The 15,259-nt window shown below is 57.2% G+C and carries 16 protein-coding genes; 15 read left to right on the top strand and 1 reads right to left on the bottom strand.

Translation table 11 applies throughout. The features are described 5' to 3' along the window. Positions 1-84 precede the first annotated feature (84 nt). The 6 genes from ACQCLF_RS12810 (at position 85) to ACQCLF_RS12785 (ending at position 4,963) form a co-directional block, all read left to right on the top strand. Positions 85-1,011: a LysR family transcriptional regulator gene (locus ACQCLF_RS12810; RefSeq protein WP_426987875.1), complete on the top strand. Its 927-nt coding sequence runs from the start codon at positions 85-87 to the stop codon at positions 1,009-1,011. Positions 1,012-1,041: 30 nt separating this feature from the next. Further along, a complete protein-coding gene (locus tag ACQCLF_RS12805) occupies positions 1,042-1,959 on the top strand; it encodes a cobalamin-binding protein (RefSeq protein WP_426987873.1) in 918 nt (305 codons plus the stop codon). A gap of 139 nt (positions 1,960-2,098) precedes the next feature. Continuing rightward, the gene (locus tag ACQCLF_RS12800) at positions 2,099-2,848 is read left to right on the top strand and encodes a SapC family protein (RefSeq protein WP_426987871.1); all 750 of its coding nucleotides are present in this window, start codon (positions 2,099-2,101) and stop codon (positions 2,846-2,848) included. Between the two features lie 242 nt (positions 2,849-3,090). Then, positions 3,091-3,951: a DNA ligase gene (locus ACQCLF_RS12795; RefSeq protein ID WP_426987869.1), complete on the top strand. Its 861-nt coding sequence runs from the start codon at positions 3,091-3,093 to the stop codon at positions 3,949-3,951. 82 nt (positions 3,952-4,033) lie between these two features. Beyond that, the gene (locus ACQCLF_RS12790) at positions 4,034-4,291 is read left to right on the top strand and encodes a hypothetical protein (protein ID WP_426987867.1); all 258 of its coding nucleotides are present in this window, start codon (positions 4,034-4,036) and stop codon (positions 4,289-4,291) included. 195 nt (positions 4,292-4,486) lie between these two features. Further along, on the top strand, positions 4,487-4,963 hold the full coding sequence (locus ACQCLF_RS12785) for an Hsp20 family protein (protein ID WP_426987865.1): 477 nt from the start codon (positions 4,487-4,489) through the stop codon (positions 4,961-4,963). Positions 4,964-5,066: 103 nt separating this feature from the next. Here ACQCLF_RS12785 and ACQCLF_RS12780 read toward each other — a convergent pair whose 3' ends face one another. Further along, on the bottom strand, positions 5,067-6,077 hold the full coding sequence (locus ACQCLF_RS12780; RefSeq protein ID WP_426987863.1) for a GlxA family transcriptional regulator: 1,011 nt from the start codon (positions 6,075-6,077) through the stop codon (positions 5,067-5,069). Between the two features lie 178 nt (positions 6,078-6,255). Here ACQCLF_RS12780 and ACQCLF_RS12775 point away from each other — a divergent pair, with 178 nt between their 5' ends. From ACQCLF_RS12775 to thrC, 9 genes are all read left to right on the top strand, one after another. Continuing rightward, positions 6,256-8,169, top strand: a complete 1,914-nt coding sequence (locus tag ACQCLF_RS12775) for a beta-ketoacyl synthase (protein WP_426987861.1) — start codon at positions 6,256-6,258, stop codon at positions 8,167-8,169. A 179-nt stretch (positions 8,170-8,348) separates the two neighbouring features. Then, a complete protein-coding gene (gene rpsP, locus ACQCLF_RS12770) occupies positions 8,349-8,600 on the top strand; it encodes a 30S ribosomal protein S16 (RefSeq protein ID WP_426987859.1) in 252 nt (83 codons plus the stop codon). A 19-nt stretch (positions 8,601-8,619) separates the two neighbouring features. Next, the gene (gene rimM, locus ACQCLF_RS12765; RefSeq protein WP_426987857.1) at positions 8,620-9,174 is read left to right on the top strand and encodes a ribosome maturation factor RimM; all 555 of its coding nucleotides are present in this window, start codon (positions 8,620-8,622) and stop codon (positions 9,172-9,174) included. A 2-nt stretch (positions 9,175-9,176) separates the two neighbouring features. Continuing rightward, positions 9,177-9,995 carry a tRNA (guanosine(37)-N1)-methyltransferase TrmD gene (gene trmD, locus ACQCLF_RS12760; RefSeq protein WP_426987855.1) on the top strand — a complete coding sequence of 273 codons (819 nt, stop codon included), beginning with the start codon at positions 9,177-9,179 and terminating at the stop codon, positions 9,993-9,995. Continuing rightward, a complete protein-coding gene (rplS, locus tag ACQCLF_RS12755) occupies positions 9,988-10,338 on the top strand; it encodes a 50S ribosomal protein L19 (RefSeq protein WP_426987853.1) in 351 nt (116 codons plus the stop codon). Before trmD ends, rplS begins: the two co-directional genes overlap by 8 nt. A gap of 261 nt (positions 10,339-10,599) precedes the next feature. Continuing rightward, complete coding sequence (gene xerD / locus ACQCLF_RS12750) at positions 10,600-11,445, top strand: site-specific tyrosine recombinase XerD (protein ID WP_426988032.1); 846 nt, start codon at positions 10,600-10,602, stop codon at positions 11,443-11,445. Between the two features lie 38 nt (positions 11,446-11,483). Continuing rightward, positions 11,484-12,242 (top strand): DsbC family protein, encoded by a 759-nt coding sequence (locus ACQCLF_RS12745; protein WP_426987851.1) that lies wholly within the window; start codon positions 11,484-11,486, stop codon positions 12,240-12,242. Positions 12,243-12,450: 208 nt separating this feature from the next. Beyond that, complete coding sequence (locus tag ACQCLF_RS12740; protein ID WP_426987850.1) at positions 12,451-13,758, top strand: homoserine dehydrogenase; 1,308 nt, start codon at positions 12,451-12,453, stop codon at positions 13,756-13,758. Between the two features lie 97 nt (positions 13,759-13,855). Continuing rightward, the gene (gene thrC / locus ACQCLF_RS12735; protein ID WP_426987848.1) at positions 13,856-15,253 is read left to right on the top strand and encodes a threonine synthase; all 1,398 of its coding nucleotides are present in this window, start codon (positions 13,856-13,858) and stop codon (positions 15,251-15,253) included. Positions 15,254-15,259 lie beyond the last annotated feature (6 nt).

Here is a 15,259-nt window from a genome sequence, read left to right as displayed (position 1 = left end):
AACAATGAAGAGTGGATAGATACCGCCGAGACAAACAGCGCAGAGACAAGCAGTGCGGAGCCAAGCGGTGCGGAGTAAGCCTCGATGAAACCTTTGGAAGCCATGGAAATTTTTCGCCGGGTGGCGGAGCTGAGCAGTTTTACAGCGGCCGCCGAAAGCCTGGGGCTGCCTAAATCCCGGGTGTCCACCTCGGTGAGACAGCTGGAAGCGTTCGTGGGAACGCGGCTTTTGCACCGCACCACGCGGCGGGTGCGTCTGACCCCCGACGGTGAACGTCTCTATGAGACGACACTGGATCTGCTGGATCAGGTGGAGACGGTGCAGCAGATGTTTCGCGAGCACCGTGGGGAATTGCGAGGGCGATTGCGTGTGGATGCGCCGCTGGGGGTGACCGGCCGGGTGATCTTGCCCAACCTGCCAGCGTTTCTGGAGCGCCACCCTGGATTGAGTGTGGAATTAAGCAGCACGGATCGGCGGGTCGATGTGGTCAGCGAGGGGTTCGATTGTGTTCTGCGGGTGGGGGACATTGTGGATTCCAGTCTGGTCGCGCGCCCTCTGGGGGCTTATCGGATCGTCAATGTCGCCAGTCGGGCCTATATCGACGCATATGGAATGCCGACGTCACTGGAGGATCTGGAGCGGCACCGGCTGATCCATTATGTGCCGGATCTGGGCAATCGGTCTTCGGGGTTCGAGTACGTGCTGCCCGGAGAGGCGGGGCGAGTCCGATTTCTGCCCATGGCGGGTTCAGTGACGGTCAGCAATTCGGATTCATACCGAAAGGCTTGCCTGGCAGGGCTGGGTATTATTCAGGTGCCTGAACCCCCGGTGCGTGCGCAGCTGGACGCCGGGGATCTGGTCGAAGTGTTACCGGAATATCGGTGCGCACCGATGCCCGTCACGTTGTTGTACGCCAACCGTCGGCATCTGCCGCAACGGGTGCGCGTGTTTATGGACTGGCTGGCAGAGTTGATGGCGCCTATTCTGGAAGCGCCGGGTGGCGGTCGTTAGCGACCGGGAATACATCAATTGGGAACAGCAATGAAGACATCGATAAAACAGAGGCTCCTCAGTGTTGGCGCGGTAGTTACGGTAGTGATCGTGGCGTTAAGCACCGCGACCGCTGCGCGGGCGGATATCCAGGTGACAGATTATCTGGGCCGCACCGTTCAACTGGCGCAGCCCGCCTCGCGCATTATCGCGCTGGCACCGCATATCGTTGAAAACGTCTACAGCGCGGGGGCAGGGGATAAACTCATTGCGGCCGTGAACTACAGCGATTATCCCCCCGAAGCGCGCGAGCTTCCGCAATTGGGTGGCTACCAGTCCCTGAGCCTGGAAGCCATTGTCGCCCGCCAGCCGGACCTGGTGCTGGCCTGGGGCAGTGGTAATGGGGACACGCTGATTCGCCAGCTGGAACGGCTGGGGGTGACGGTGTACGTGAACGAACCGCGTACGCTGGAGGATGTGGCTCGCTCGGTGCGTGAGATCGGCACCCTGGCCGGCACTCAGGCCGTGGCGGACCGGGCGGCAGACCAGTTTCTGGAACGGATGGATCTGCTGCGCAGCCAGTATCGTGAGGCAACGCCCGTGTCGGTACTCTACCAGGTCTGGAATCAGCCGCTGCAAACCCTGAACGGCGAGCATCTGGTCAGTGATGTTATTCGCCTCTGCGGAGGCCGTAATGCCTACGCCAACGCCGAGCCGATTGCGCCCAAGATCAATATGGAGTCGGTGCTGGAGCGCGACCCTCAGGCCATTGTGGCCAGCGGCATGGGTGAGGAGCGACCCGAGTGGCTCAATGACTGGCGTCAATGGCCGGGACTCACGGCGGTGCGCCACAACAACCTGTTTTTCGTGCCGCCGGACATCATTCAGCGCCACACCTTGCGTATTCTGGAAGGGGCAGCGTTGTTCTGTCGGCATATCGACACGGCGCGGCAGCGTTTGGGTTCGTGAGGCACAGGTTTATGAAGCGAAGAACGCCGCACGGTGCGATTACGGGTGGTGACACGGCAGCGGATAATGCTAGTATTTGCCCTCTTTTCGCTCCGTGGCGCCCGGTGCGGCGCTTGAGAATAATGATTGAGGTAATACTGTGTCGAAACAACTTCTGATCTACAACAACATTCAGCCTGTCTCCAGCGAAGCGCACCGCGACTGGTCCATCCAGATCGATAATCACGCGTTTGCCACCGAACTGAACTCCGTTCCGCTGCTGGCGACCGAGATCGCCAGCGTGGCACGTGAGCTGCCCGTGATTTTTGCCAAAACCCAGGACGATGGCGGTTTCGTGCCCTTGGGTGTCCTGGGGTTGAAGAAAGGCCAGAACCTGTTTGTCGATGCGGAGCAGAAGTTGACCCTTCGCTACGTACCCGGCTTCCTGCGCCGTTATCCTTTCGCTTTCGCCAACGATGGCAAGAGCGAGAATTTCACACTGTGCATTGACGATCAGTTCGAAGGCTGGAACAAAGACGGCAGCACCGGCAAGCGTCTGTTTACCGAACAGGGCGAGCAGACCGAAGAGTTGAAAGGGGTGATGGACTTCCTGAAGGACTACCAGTATCGCGCCGAGCTGACCAACGTGTTCTGCAAGCGCCTCGGCGAGCTGGAGTTGCTGGAGCCCATGGAAGCCAACATCAAACTCAATAACAACAAAGAAGGTGGTTTCAATCTGACCGGCTTCTACGTGGTAAACCGTGAAAAACTGAAAGCGCTGAAAGACGAAGATGTACTGGATTTGTTCAAGAAAGACGGACTGGAGCTGATCTTCAGCCACTTGCAATCCATGCAGAATCTGAACAGCCTGGTGAACAAGTACGCCGAGGTGAATCAGGACGCCGCCTGATTCACTATCGGTGTTGTTCTGAGGTGTTGTTCTGAAACCCGCCACTTCGCTGGCGGGTTTTTTATGCGTCAATGCCCTCCCTCTGCCATCCTCTGCGCGTTCCGCCGTGTTGTCGCTGAAACCTTCCCTTTAACAAAACGCCGCTGATTTCCTACAGCGAGTGCCGGTGTCTTCCTACAGAATACCGAGGCTGCTTTCGGCACAATGCCGGATTTTGATGATGACTGCCTGGGGGCGTTTGAATGATGTCGCTGAAAAGGATTTTACTGTGTGTGGGTTGCGGTTTGCTATGGACTCTGTCGGCCCCGTCGTTGCCCGACGAACGGCCGGAGCTGCAACTGGCCAATGTCTATGAACAAGGCATGCCATTGAGCGGTTACTGGGTCAGTGAAAAGCTCGACGGGGTTCGGGCTTACTGGGATGGCGAGCGCTTCCTGTCCCGTGGCGGACACGGCATTGCCGCGCCGGAGTGGTTCACCCGCGGCTTTCCCTCATTTCCGTTGGATGGGGAGTTATGGATGGGGCGGCAGCGGTTTTCAGAAGTATCGGCGGCGATCAGGCGCAAGGTGCCAGACCCGGCCGAGTGGCGGGAAATTCGCTACATGCTGTTTGACCTGCCCGGCAGCGAAGCGTCGTTTTCCGAGCGCGTGGTGCAAATGCGCGAACTGGTGGCGACATCGTCCGCCGAGTCGCTGGACATGATTCCCCAGTCCCTGGCGACCGATCATCAGGCGCTTCAGAGACGGCTGGAAAAGGTGCTGGCCAGAGGCGGGGAGGGATTAATGCTGCATCACGGCGACAATCTTTATGCGTCGGGTCGCACTGACGCGCTGCTGAAAGTGAAAACCCATGAAGACGCCGAAGCGCAGGTGGTAGGCCACCTCGAAGGGAAGGGCAAGTACCGGGGGATGATGGGCTCGATTGTGGTAGAGACGCCCGATGGACGACGGTTTCGCCTTGGCTCGGGGTTTAGCGATGCTGAGCGCCGTGACCCCCCGGCCATAGGCAGCACGGTTACTTATAAGTATTATGGTTTGACGTCCACCGGACTGCCTCGTTTTGCCAGTTTTCTGCGAATCCGTAATGACGAGCCAGAACGCTGAAGGCTTATTCCGGTGCGGTCATCTACAGTAACGCGGTGGTGGGACTACCGGAGCATTTGCTCTGCCGAAGACCCAACCGGATGTGCCCGTGCACACTGTCATCAATCTCGCGGGCGAACCGTTGGCCAATGGTCGCTGGAACGACTCCCGTAAAGAGGCCTTTCGGCGTAGCCGCATTGGCACGACCGAAGCGCTGCTCAGGTATTTTCAGCAGCGTGATACGTTTCCAGTGACCCTGATCAATGGCAGTGCCATCGGTTTCTATGGCGACGGAGGTGATCGTCCACTCACGGAATCCGATGGGGCCGGCGCTGGTTTTGCGGCGCAGTATTTCCAGTAAGTAGCGACAGCATTAAAAAAATATTCTCTTCGACTTGAAACCGTTTGGATCGACCCTATATTCGTAACAGGCCCGCTCGATAAGAGGGGTCAGGTTACTCAGCCTTCACCTATGCGAGGTGTTGGCGGGTGAGTAGAAGGCTCGATCATTGTGATGAGCCACTTTCAAATATTGCTCTGAATTGAGGATATGATTATGCGTAGCTTTGATTTTTCTCCCCTGTACCGTTCTGCCATTGGTTTTGACCGCATGGCGTCGCTGTTGGATTCCATCAGCCGTGCTGAGCAGAACCAACCCAGTTATCCGCCTTACAACATTGAGTTGACGGGTGAAGATCAGTACCGAATTACAATGGCCGTTGCTGGTTTTGATCGTGCCGAGTTGAACATTGAAGTTAACCAGGGCAACTTGACGATCTCGGCCAACAAAGGCTCCGACGAGAAAGAGCGCACCTACCTGCATCAGGGAATTGCCGCTCGAAACTTTGAGCGTCGCTTCCAGTTAGCAGACCATGTGGAGGTGAAAGCAGCCACGTTTGAAAACGGCTTGCTGCATATTGATCTGAAGCGCGAAATCCCCGAGGCGATGAAACCGCGCACGATTCAGATTGAAAACAGTGGCGATGAAACCGCTCGCGTTACGCACAATGCGGACAGTCATAAAGCCGCTTAGTACGTCCGTCACGGACTTAGCATTTTGAACTTCACTCGTGCGGCTTTTCAGCCGCACAGCCTGCGCGCCGGATACCCCTCCGGCGCTTTTTTTGTCACACCAATTACTCGGCGCTAAAGAGCTTGGCCCGTACTGTGGCCCGATATTCCCGTGGCGTAGTGGTCAATTGTTTTTTAAATAGCCCCGTGAAGTATCCGGTATCCTGATAGCCCACCTTTTCGGCAATTTCGCCAATCGTCAGATTGCTGGTCTTGAGCAAATCGCGCGCGTTGTTGATGCGAATCTCCTGGAGATATTCCAGAGGGGTTTGGCCAGTCGCGGCCTTGAAGCGTCGATTGAGCGTGCGGTTGCTGAAGCCGAAACGCTGCGCCACCTGTGACAGCGCAATAGCTCTGGGATAGTTATCCTGCAACCAAAGCTGCACCTGAGCCACCTCTTCGTCGGGATGACGGCTATGGGCATCCTCAAAGTAACCGCTGCTTTCGTAAGAACGGCGGATTTCATGGGAAAAATGACGTTCGACATGGCTGGCAATGGCCTTGTTGTACAGGCGCTGAATAAAGTGCACCGTCAGATCGGCCAGCGAGTTCACGCTGGCCGCGCAATACAGGCTGCCTGCCTGGGTAATAAAATACTGCCGTTTGAGCAATATATCCGGATAATCCCTCTGGAACTGATCAAAGTAATGCCAGTGAGTGGTGGCGGGTTTGCCGTCCAGCAGCCCGGCCTCGGCCAGAAAACAGCACCCGGTGCCCACCGCGCTGATCAGGGCGCCGTTTTGGTACTGCTCCCGCAACCACTCCAGAATCTGTGGTTGGCGGCGAATCACGGGTCGCGGGTTTCGCCAGAGCCCCGGTACGTAAATCAGGTCGGGGGCGGGTGCATCTTTTAGCGTGAAGTCCGGCGGCCATTGCAGAGCCGATCGGGTTTGGGCGGGTTGGAGGCTGGCACCCACCGTAAAGAGGTTTAGCCCGGGCTGCTGAACCTTGTACTGTCGGTGGGCAGCGCTCTCGGCGGTGAGCAGCATTTCCATGGGCAGAGTGGCACTGGTGGCGAGCATGTTGTCGCTCAACAGGAAGGCGATTTGTGTGACGCCGTGAGTGGTTTTGGACATAAACGCTCTCGCAGGCTACTGTTTGGCCAAATTACCATACAAAATGGCTGAAAGCACCATGACAAAGTGCAAGCATCGCAATACACTTCCCTCCATTCCTGCCTGATGTCCGTGCGTCGGGCTTGCCCCCATGTTTTGTCACACGTTTTGTCGCATGTTTTGTCGAGAGGAGCTTGTCATGTTATCACTGCCGGTTATCGTGGGTTTTGGTGGTTTTAACGCGGCAGGCCGCAGTTCTGGACATCACGCTTATCGACGCATGGTGCTGGAAAGTCTGTCCGCCGAGGAGCGCCGGGAAACCCTGGTAGGTCTGGCCGTGATGATGGGGCTGGTGCGCTGTGAAGGTGACCGCTACCTGGATGCCGATGATCGTGCTTACGATGCCCAGGCGGTGGAACAACAGTTTGGTCCCACCGTGATGGAAGGCACGCTGATTCGTCGGATTGACCCCAGCTTCTTCGATGTAGACGCTGTGCACTGGCAAAAAAATGCCAGTCTGCGCGGTGAAGGCGCTACCTCCCTGAGCTTTGAGTTGTCGCACCGCGATTTGCCGGAGCCTGTTCCCTCAGACTGGCAATTGGAAGACATTGACGAGCGCCGGGTTCGAGTCACCCTGTCCGGTGAGGTTCAGGTGAAATGGGACAGCTACCGTGATCTTCCCGTCAAATCCGCCGGTCAATTGCCCAAAGGGTTTGATCCCGGGGCGTTGTATAACTCCCGTTTTCATCCGAGAGCCCTGCAACTGACCGTCGCCGGTGCCTCTGACGCCATTCAATCCGTCGGTATTCCCTGGGGCGATATTGCCGCCGCCGTGCGCCCCGATCAAATCAGCGTCTACGCCAGCAATGTCATGAGCCAGATGGACGATGCCGGCTTTGGTGGCTTGCTGCAATCGCGATTGAAGGGGCATCGCGTCAGCACCAAACAGTGCCCACTGGGACTGAACAGTATGCCGGCGGACTTCGTGAATGCCTATATCATTGGCAGCGTGGGTCAGACCGGCGCTATCGCGGGCGCCTGTGCTTCCTTTCTCTATAATTTGAGAGCGGCCGTGGAAGATATTGGCGCCGGACGTTGCCGAGTCGCTGTCGTGGGGAATGCCGAGGCACCCATTACGCCGGAGATTATCGACGGCTACGCCACCATGGGTGCACTGGCGGCCGAAGAGAAACTGAAAAAGCTCGACAACGCCGATGAAACCGACCCCCGTCGCTCCAGCCGGCCATTTGGCGAAAACTGTGGATTTACCATTGCTGAATCCTCACAGTACGTCGTGCTGATGGACGATGCCCTGGCGCTTGAGTTGGGCGCGGATGTTCATGGCGCGGTCAACGATGTGTTCATCAACGCGGACGGTTTCAAGAAATCCATTTCCGCGCCGGGCCCGGGCAACTACATCACCATGGCCAAGGCAGTGGCTTCTGCGCGCGCGATTTTGGGCGACGAGTCGGTGCGCGAGCGGTCGCTGGTGCAGGCGCACGGCTCCAGTACGCCTCAGAACCGGGTCACCGAATCCGAGATATTCCATCGGGTGGCTGAGGTCTTCGGCATTACTGAATGGCCGGTTACCGCGGTCAAAGCGTTTGTCGGTCATTCATTGTCCGCCGCCAGCGGCGAACAGTTAATCAACACGCTGGGTATTTTCCGCCACGGCTGGGTGCCGGGCGTCAAAACCATCGATCGGGTGGCGGACGACGTATTTGCTGAGCGGTTGCACATTCCGCTGCAAGATCTGGATCGGCGCGAAAAGCCGGTGGATGTCGCGTTTCTGAACTCCAAAGGGTTTGGCGGGAATAATGCCACCGCCAGTGTGCTGTCGCCCTCGGTGGTGGACGGTATGCTTCGCAAGCGGTATGGAGACTCGGCGTTCGAGAGCTACCGCCAACGCCGCCAGAATACCCGTGATCGCGCCCTCGAGTACGATCAGCGAGCGCTACGGGGCCAGTTCGATACCCTGTATCATTTTGGCGAGAGCATGATTGACGAGCGCTTGATTGAGTTCGATAGCGGGGAAATGCGTCTGCCGGGAATGACCCAGAGTATTGACCTGAATCTTCCCAATCGCTACTCCGACATGACAGGGCAATCGTGATCAATCACCGGGGTGAGACAGGGCCCGGCGGGGTGCGCTGATTTTTGCCGCCCCGGCCTATACAAAGCCGGTTGTTTCCCTTAAAATACCGCGCCTTTCGCACCCCGAGTGCGATGGCGTCTTTTCACCGGGTGCCGGTCAACACCGGGCCCAACAGGAAAAATACAGGAAATTCCTCAATGGTAACTATTCGTCTGTCACGTGGCGGCTCCAAAAAGCGTCCGTTTTACCACCTGACCGTAACCGACAGCCGCAGCGCCCGTAACGGTCGCTACATTGAGCGCGTGGGTTTCTTCAACCCGGTTGCTCGCGGCCAGGAAGAGCGTCTGCGTGTCAACAATGAGCGTGTTGATTACTGGGTAGAGCAGGGCGCACAGCTGAGCGAGCGCGTGGCTGGTCTGCTGAAAGAGCAGAAGAAAGCGGCTGCCTGATTTCAGGTCAGGTGCGATTATGGCCAGTGCCCGCCCCGCCAGTAAGGGAAGTCATTTGATTGATGTCGGGCGCATTACGGCTGTATTCGGTATTGAGGGGTGGGTAAAAATCCACTCCTACACCGAGCCTCAGGAAAACCTGTTTGGCTACGCCCCCTGGTGGTTAAAAACCGCGCACGGGGTGAAAACGGTGGAAATTGAAGACAGTCGCCCTCACGGGAAAGGGTTTGTGGCCCGCCTCAAAGGTGTCAGTGATCGCGATCAGGCGGCGCTTTACACCGGTATTACGATTGCGGTGGATAGGGATCAGTTGCCGAATCTTGAGGGTGATGACTTCTACTGGTATCAGTTGCAGGGTTTGCGTGTGGTTAGCCATTGGGAAGGGCAGCAGCAGGACTTGGGCGTGGTTGTCCGTCTGCTGGAAACCGGCGCTAACGACGTACTGGTGGTGCAAGGGGATACTGACAGTATCGATCAGCAGGAGCGCTTGATTCCCTATGTACCGGAGCAGTTTGTACTGTCAGTGGACCTCTCTGCCGAGGTAATCGAGGTGGATTGGGACCCGGAGTTTTAGCCATGACGGGTGACACACCGGTCAAAGTGGCGGTGATCAGTTTGTTTCCGGAAATGTTGGACGCGGTCACCCGTTACGGTGTCACCGGTCGAGCGGTTAAACAGAAGCTGATCGATGTACAGTGCTGGAATCCGCGTGACTTTACCCGCGATCGGCATCGTACAGTGGATGACCGCCCTTATGGTGGTGGCCCCGGCATGGTGATGATGGTGGAGCCGTTGCGCGATGCCATTAGCGCCGCAAAGCGGTGGGCGGGCACCGAGGCCCCGGTTATCTATCTCTCGCCTCAGGGGCGCACCTTGACGCAGGAAGGGGTCGAGACTCTGGCCGGGGAGACGCAACACCGCGGTGCCATGATTTTGGTGGCGGGACGCTATGAAGGAATAGACGAACGCCTGTTGGATACGGTGATCGATCAGGAGTGGTCCATTGGTGACTATGTTCTGAGCGGTGGTGAACTGCCGGCGATGGTTTTAATCGATGCCATCGCCCGGCTGATTCCCGGGGCGCTGGGGCATGCGCAGTCGGCTGAGCAGGATTCCTTTGCCGGGGGGCTGCTGGATTGTCCACATTATACTCGCCCGGAAGTGTTTGAGGGGCGACCGGTTCCGGACGTTTTACTGTCCGGAGACCATGAAAGAATTCGGCGCTGGCGCCTTAAACAGGCGCTGGGGCGGACCTGGCAGAAACGGCCAGACTTGCTTGAAGCAATTGACCTAACCGAGGAACAGCGGGCGCTGTTGACGGACTTTCGTCGGGACCTTGAATTGAATCACTCTAGCTGTGAAGCTACGGACTCTCAGGAGACTAGGCATGACTAACAAAATTATTCAGCAGATCGAAGAAGAACAGTTGAAAAAAGACGTACCCGACTTCGCCCCCGGTGACACCGTTGTGGTACAGGTTAAGGTAACGGAAGGCAACCGCGAACGTCTGCAGGCCTTTGAAGGCGTGGTAATCGGCAAGCGCAACCGCGGCCTGAACTCCGCGTTCACTGTGCGCAAAGTCTCCCACGGCGTGGGCGTTGAGCGGACTTTCCAGACCCACAGCCCGCAGGTTGACAGCATCCAGGTCAAGCGTAAAGGTGATGTGCGTCAGGCCAAGTTGTACTACTTGCGTGACCTGACTGGTAAAGCGGCGCGTATTAAGGAAAAGCTGTCCTAAGAGGTCGGTTTTATCCGAACCAGAGAAACCGGAGCCCTGTGCTCCGGTTTTTTTTATGCCCGCCTTAATAGAATGGAGGCGCCTGAGAGAATGCCCCTGCGCGCGAATGCCTCCGGCAAAACGCGAATGCCTCCGGCAACAAAAAGCCAACGGATCGATTGTGTTATTCTCACCGCTGACATTGACTGACAGGCGCCGTTATTCGTGACGCTATCTACCCAGGAAAGCCAAATTCTCGAGCAGTACCTCGACGCCATCTGGATGGAAAAAGGCCTGAGTGAGAACACCTTGGCTTCTTATCGCCGTGATCTGGAGCATTTCGCCCTCTGGCTTGCCGATCAGGGCAAAACTCTGATGGCTCTGGACCCGGTGGCGGCTTACGATTACCTCGCTGTCCGTCACCGCAAAGGCTATTCCAGTCGGTCCACCGCACGCTTTCTCTCCTGTGCGCGTGGCTTCTATCGTCATCAGATCCGGGAGGGGCGCCTGCAGGATAATCCGCTGGCCCTGGTGGACAATCCCAAACTGCCCACAGCGTTGCCCAAATCGCTGACCGAAACTGACGTCGAACGGCTGCTTAATGCGCCGGAAACTGACGAGCCCGTGGGGCTGCGGGATCGAACCATGCTTGAAGTGCTGTATGCCTGTGGCCTGCGCGTCTCTGAGCTGGTTGGCCTGACGCTGGCCCAGGTTAATCTTCGACAGGGCGTTGTGCGGGTCATGGGCAAAGGCAGCAAGGAGCGGTTGGTGCCGTTGGGTGATGAGGCTGTGGACTGGTTAACACGCTATCTGCGCGAGGCCAGGCCTTCGCTCTTGCATAATGCGCCCAGTGAAGTACTCTTCCCCAGTACCCGGGCGCGGATCATGACCCGCCAGACGTTTTGGCATAGAATCAAGCACTGGGCTGCGGTGGCTGGTATTGATAAACCCCTGTCGCCGCACACGTTAAGGCATGCATTTGCCACTCACTTATTGAATCATGGTGCGGATTTGCGGGTCGTTCAATTACTGCTGGGGCACAGTGATTTGTCCACCACGCAGATATACACTCACGTGGCGCGGGCCAGAATGCAGGAGCAGCATGCGCGCCATCATCCCCGCGGCTAAAATGGGATGATTTACCGAATAACACACAGGAAACCGTTATGTGGAAACAACTTGCTGTCGGGTTGATCGCGTTAGCTGGAGCCAGTGCGGTCAGCGCCCAGTCTTCCTCGGTGGAGGACAATATTATCGAGTCGCTGTCGGAGGCTCGCCCGGACTTTGAGTTTACCGATGTGCGCCCTGCGCCATTTGACGGGCTCTATCAGGTGCAGGTCACCGGTGGACCGGTTCTGTACGTTAATGAAGATGCCAGCCTGATGATTGCCGGTGACGTGTTTACTGTCGGTCCGAATGGTTTTGCCCGTTACGAAGACCCGGAGCTGGTTAAAAAACGCAAGGAACTGGCGGCTTCGCTGAAAGATAAGGATTCCATTGCCTTTGCCCCGGAGGGCGAGAGCAAAGCGGTGGTTTACGTGTTTACCGATGTGGACTGCGGCTTCTGTCGTCGCTTACACAGCCAGATGCACAGCTATCAGGACGGTGGTGAGACCAAGCCCGGCTACAACGACTTGGGTATTGAGATTCGCTATCTGGCCTATCCGCGCGCGGGGGTAAACAGTCCTTCGGCTCGCAAGCTGGAAACCGCCTGGTGTGCCGACGACCGTCAGGCTGTGATGGACCGCCTCAAGAACCTCCAGGCAGTGGACACCCAAAGCTGCGACAGTAACCCGGTTGCCGAACACTACCGCCTGGGCGGCCAGTTTGGCGTCAACGGCACGCCAGCGTTGATTCTGCCCGACGGCTCTATGCAACCCGGTTACCTGCCACCCGAGCGCCTGGCTCAGACGCTTGGCCTGTAATCCGTCATCTGGCGCTGATTGACACGCGTTCAGAGGCCCAGTAAGGTGGCCCGCGTCTCGCTCCGAGGCGCGCATTCCAGTAGAATACCGCCTTCGCCCGCCCTCACCGCTGTGTGGGCGGGCGTTGCGTTACGATACACGGCCTTCTAGGTAAAGTCGTTGAATTCCGGTTCGGCAGAGCGCCGAACCGACTATAGGGGAGAAGCGTTTGAAACCGGTCAAAATAGGTATTTGCGGTCTGGGGACCGTAGGCAGCGGCACTGTCAACGTCCTCAAAAGAAACAGCAAGGTCATCAATGCCCGCGCCGGTTGCGACATTATTATCGGCCAGGTAGCGAGCCGTCGCGATGACGTGGCGTGCGATATTACCGAGCTGAACGTGACGCGCGACATTTTTGACGTGGTGACCAACCCCGAGATTGATATTGTCGTCGAACTGATCGGTGGCATTGATGTGGCGCGCGAGTTAATTCTCACAGCGATTGAGCACGGCAAGCACGTCGTGACGGCCAATAAGGCCCTGATTGCCGAACATGGCAATGAAATCTTCGCGGCCGCCAATGAAAAAGGGGTGACGGTAGCCTTCGAGGCTGCCGTGGCGGGGGGGATCCCAATTATTAAAGCGATTCGCGAAGGGCTTTCGGCGAACAAGATTGAATGGCTGGCCGGCATCATCAATGGGACGGGCAACTTCATTCTGACCGAAATGCGCGATAAGGGCCGCGGTTTCTCGGAAGTCCTGGAAGAGGCCCAGGAACTGGGCTATGCGGAGGCTGACCCCACTTTTGATGTGGAGGGGATTGATGCGGCGCACAAGCTGGTGATTCTGGCCTCCATCGCCTTCGGGATACCGCTGCAATTCGATAAAGTCTTTACCGAGGGGATCAGTCGGATCGCACCTCAGGACGTGCAGTACGCTCAGGAGCTGGGCTATCGCATTAAACACCTGGGCATCGCCCAAAAAGGACCGAAAGGTATTGAACTGCGTGTTCATCCCACCTTGATTCCGCAGAAGCGCTTGATTGCCAATGTCGACGGCGTCATGAACGCTGTGCTTGTGAAGGGCGATGCGGTAGGACCAACGCTGTACTATGGGGCGGGTGCAGGTGCAGAGCCCACCGCGTCGGCGGTGTTGGCAGATATTGTGGATGTGGCGCGTACCCTGACCGCTGATCCCGAACACCGGGTTCCCTATCTCGGCTTCCAGCAGGAGCAGCTGCGCAGCGAGCTGGAAATCCTGCCGATCGAGGAAGTGGAAACGGCGTATTACCTGCGCATGTCCGCCCTGGACAAGCCGGGTGTTTTGTCCCAGGTCGCTCAGATTCTCAGCGACTCCGGTATCAGTATCGAAGCACTGATCCAAAAAGAGGCGGCGGATGAGGAGGAGATCGTTCCGTTGATTCTTCTGACCAACCGCGCGGTGGAAAAACAGCTGGTTGAAGCGATTATCAAAATTGAATCCCTGAGTTCGATTACAGGGCCGATTACTCGCATCCGGGTAGAGCCGCTGAAATAACCCGTGGCCTAATAACACCGTGGCCTATGTGGAAGGACGAGCCGCTGGTTCTTCCTTCCGTCAATCGCACAACGTCCATTTTATGTGGGAAAAGACAGTGAAATACATCAGCACGCGGGGCGAGGCCCCGGCTCTCGATTTTGAAGACGTCGTACTGACTGGACTGGCGCCCGACGGTGGCCTCTATGTGCCGGAAACGTTGCCGGAGTTTAGCCGGGAAGAAATCGCCTCCTGGGCAGGTCTGAGTTATCAGGAGCTGGCGTTCAAGGTGATGTCTCCCTTTGTTGCGGGAGCCGTGTCGGACGATGAGCTCAAGCAAATTATTCGTGAGGCGTACAGCACATTTCGCCACGATGCGATTGCCCCCCTGGTGCAAACAGCGCACAACGAATGGGTTTTGGAATTGTTCCAGGGGCCTACGTTAGCGTTCAAGGATTTTGCGTTGCAGTTCCTCGGCCACTTGCTGGACCACTTGTTGAAGAAGCGTGACCAGAAGGTGGTAGTCATGGGGGCAACGTCCGGCGATACGGGGTCCGCAGCGATTGAAGGCTGCCGCCGCTGCGACAACATTGATATTTTTATCCTGCACCCCTATCAGCGGGTCTCCGATGTGCAGCGTCGGCAGATGACCACTGTGCTGGAAAGCAACGTGCACAACATCGCGCTGGAAGGGAATTTCGATGATTGCCAGAACATGGTGAAGGCCAGCTTTGGCGATCAATCGTTTTTGCCGGAAGGACGACAGTTGGTGGCAGTGAACTCCATCAACTGGGCGCGTATCATGGCCCAGATTGTGTACTATTTTTACGCCGCGCTCGCCCTGGGTGCGCCGGCACGCCCCGTGTCTTTTTCGGTGCCGACCGGCAACTTCGGCGATATTTTTGCCGGTTATCTGGCCAAGCGTATGGGCTTGCCCATCGACCAATTGGTGATCGCCACCAACAGTAACGATATTTTGCATCGCTGCCTGAGTGACAACGATCACAGCAAGCAGTCACTGCAACACACCTTGTCTCCCAGTATGGACATTATGGTGTCCAGTAACTTTGAGCGGATGTTGTTCGATCTTTACGGGCGTGATGGCGATAAGATTCGTGGCTTGATGAACGACTTCAAGTCCGGCGAAATGCACCTGGACGAAGCCGCGCTGAGCCAGGCTCGCGAACTGTTCAGCAGTTATAAAGTGGATGATGCCACAACGCTGGAGGTGATTCGCGATGTGTTCGCGCACACGGAATACTTACTCGATCCGCATACGGCGATTGGCGTAAAAGCCGCCCGTGAAACCCGTCGTCGCCAGGACATCCCGATGGTGTGTCTGGCCACGGCACACCCGGCCAAGTTTCCCGAAGCGGTGCGCAAGGCCGGGCAGGAAAGCGATCCCGCCTTGCCGGTCCATATGGCCGATTTGTTCCAGAGGGAAGAGCGTTACGACGTGTTGGGCAATAAACTGGATGCCGTGCAGTCCTACATCGCGGGTAATCTCAAGGCGTAGGCACTG

The sequence above is a fragment of the Marinimicrobium sp. ARAG 43.8 genome, assembly GCF_050113635.1.
Lineage (GTDB): Bacteria > Pseudomonadota > Gammaproteobacteria > Pseudomonadales > Cellvibrionaceae > Marinimicrobium.
Note: the sequence above shows the minus strand (reverse complement) of the source record. Positions and strands in the feature narration are given on the sequence as shown.

Coding starts and splice junctions, on each gene's coding strand:
- ACQCLF_RS12745 (WP_426987851.1), top strand. CDS start 11,484: ATGTGGAAACAACTTGCTGTCGGGTTGATCGCGTTAGCTGGAGCCAGT.
- rplS (WP_426987853.1), top strand. CDS start 9,988: ATGACTAACAAAATTATTCAGCAGATCGAAGAAGAACAGTTGAAAAAA.
- rpsP (WP_426987859.1), top strand. CDS start 8,349: ATGGTAACTATTCGTCTGTCACGTGGCGGCTCCAAAAAGCGTCCGTTT.
- ACQCLF_RS12810 (WP_426987875.1), top strand. CDS start 85: ATGAAACCTTTGGAAGCCATGGAAATTTTTCGCCGGGTGGCGGAGCTG.
- rimM (WP_426987857.1), top strand. CDS start 8,620: ATGGCCAGTGCCCGCCCCGCCAGTAAGGGAAGTCATTTGATTGATGTC.
- ACQCLF_RS12780 (WP_426987863.1), bottom strand. CDS start 6,077: ATGTCCAAAACCACTCACGGCGTCACACAAATCGCCTTCCTGTTGAGC.
- ACQCLF_RS12785 (WP_426987865.1), top strand. CDS start 4,487: ATGCGTAGCTTTGATTTTTCTCCCCTGTACCGTTCTGCCATTGGTTTT.
- ACQCLF_RS12775 (WP_426987861.1), top strand. CDS start 6,256: ATGTTATCACTGCCGGTTATCGTGGGTTTTGGTGGTTTTAACGCGGCA.
- trmD (WP_426987855.1), top strand. CDS start 9,177: ATGACGGGTGACACACCGGTCAAAGTGGCGGTGATCAGTTTGTTTCCG.
- ACQCLF_RS12795 (WP_426987869.1), top strand. CDS start 3,091: ATGATGTCGCTGAAAAGGATTTTACTGTGTGTGGGTTGCGGTTTGCTA.
- xerD (WP_426988032.1), top strand. CDS start 10,600: ATGGAAAAAGGCCTGAGTGAGAACACCTTGGCTTCTTATCGCCGTGAT.
- ACQCLF_RS12805 (WP_426987873.1), top strand. CDS start 1,042: ATGAAGACATCGATAAAACAGAGGCTCCTCAGTGTTGGCGCGGTAGTT.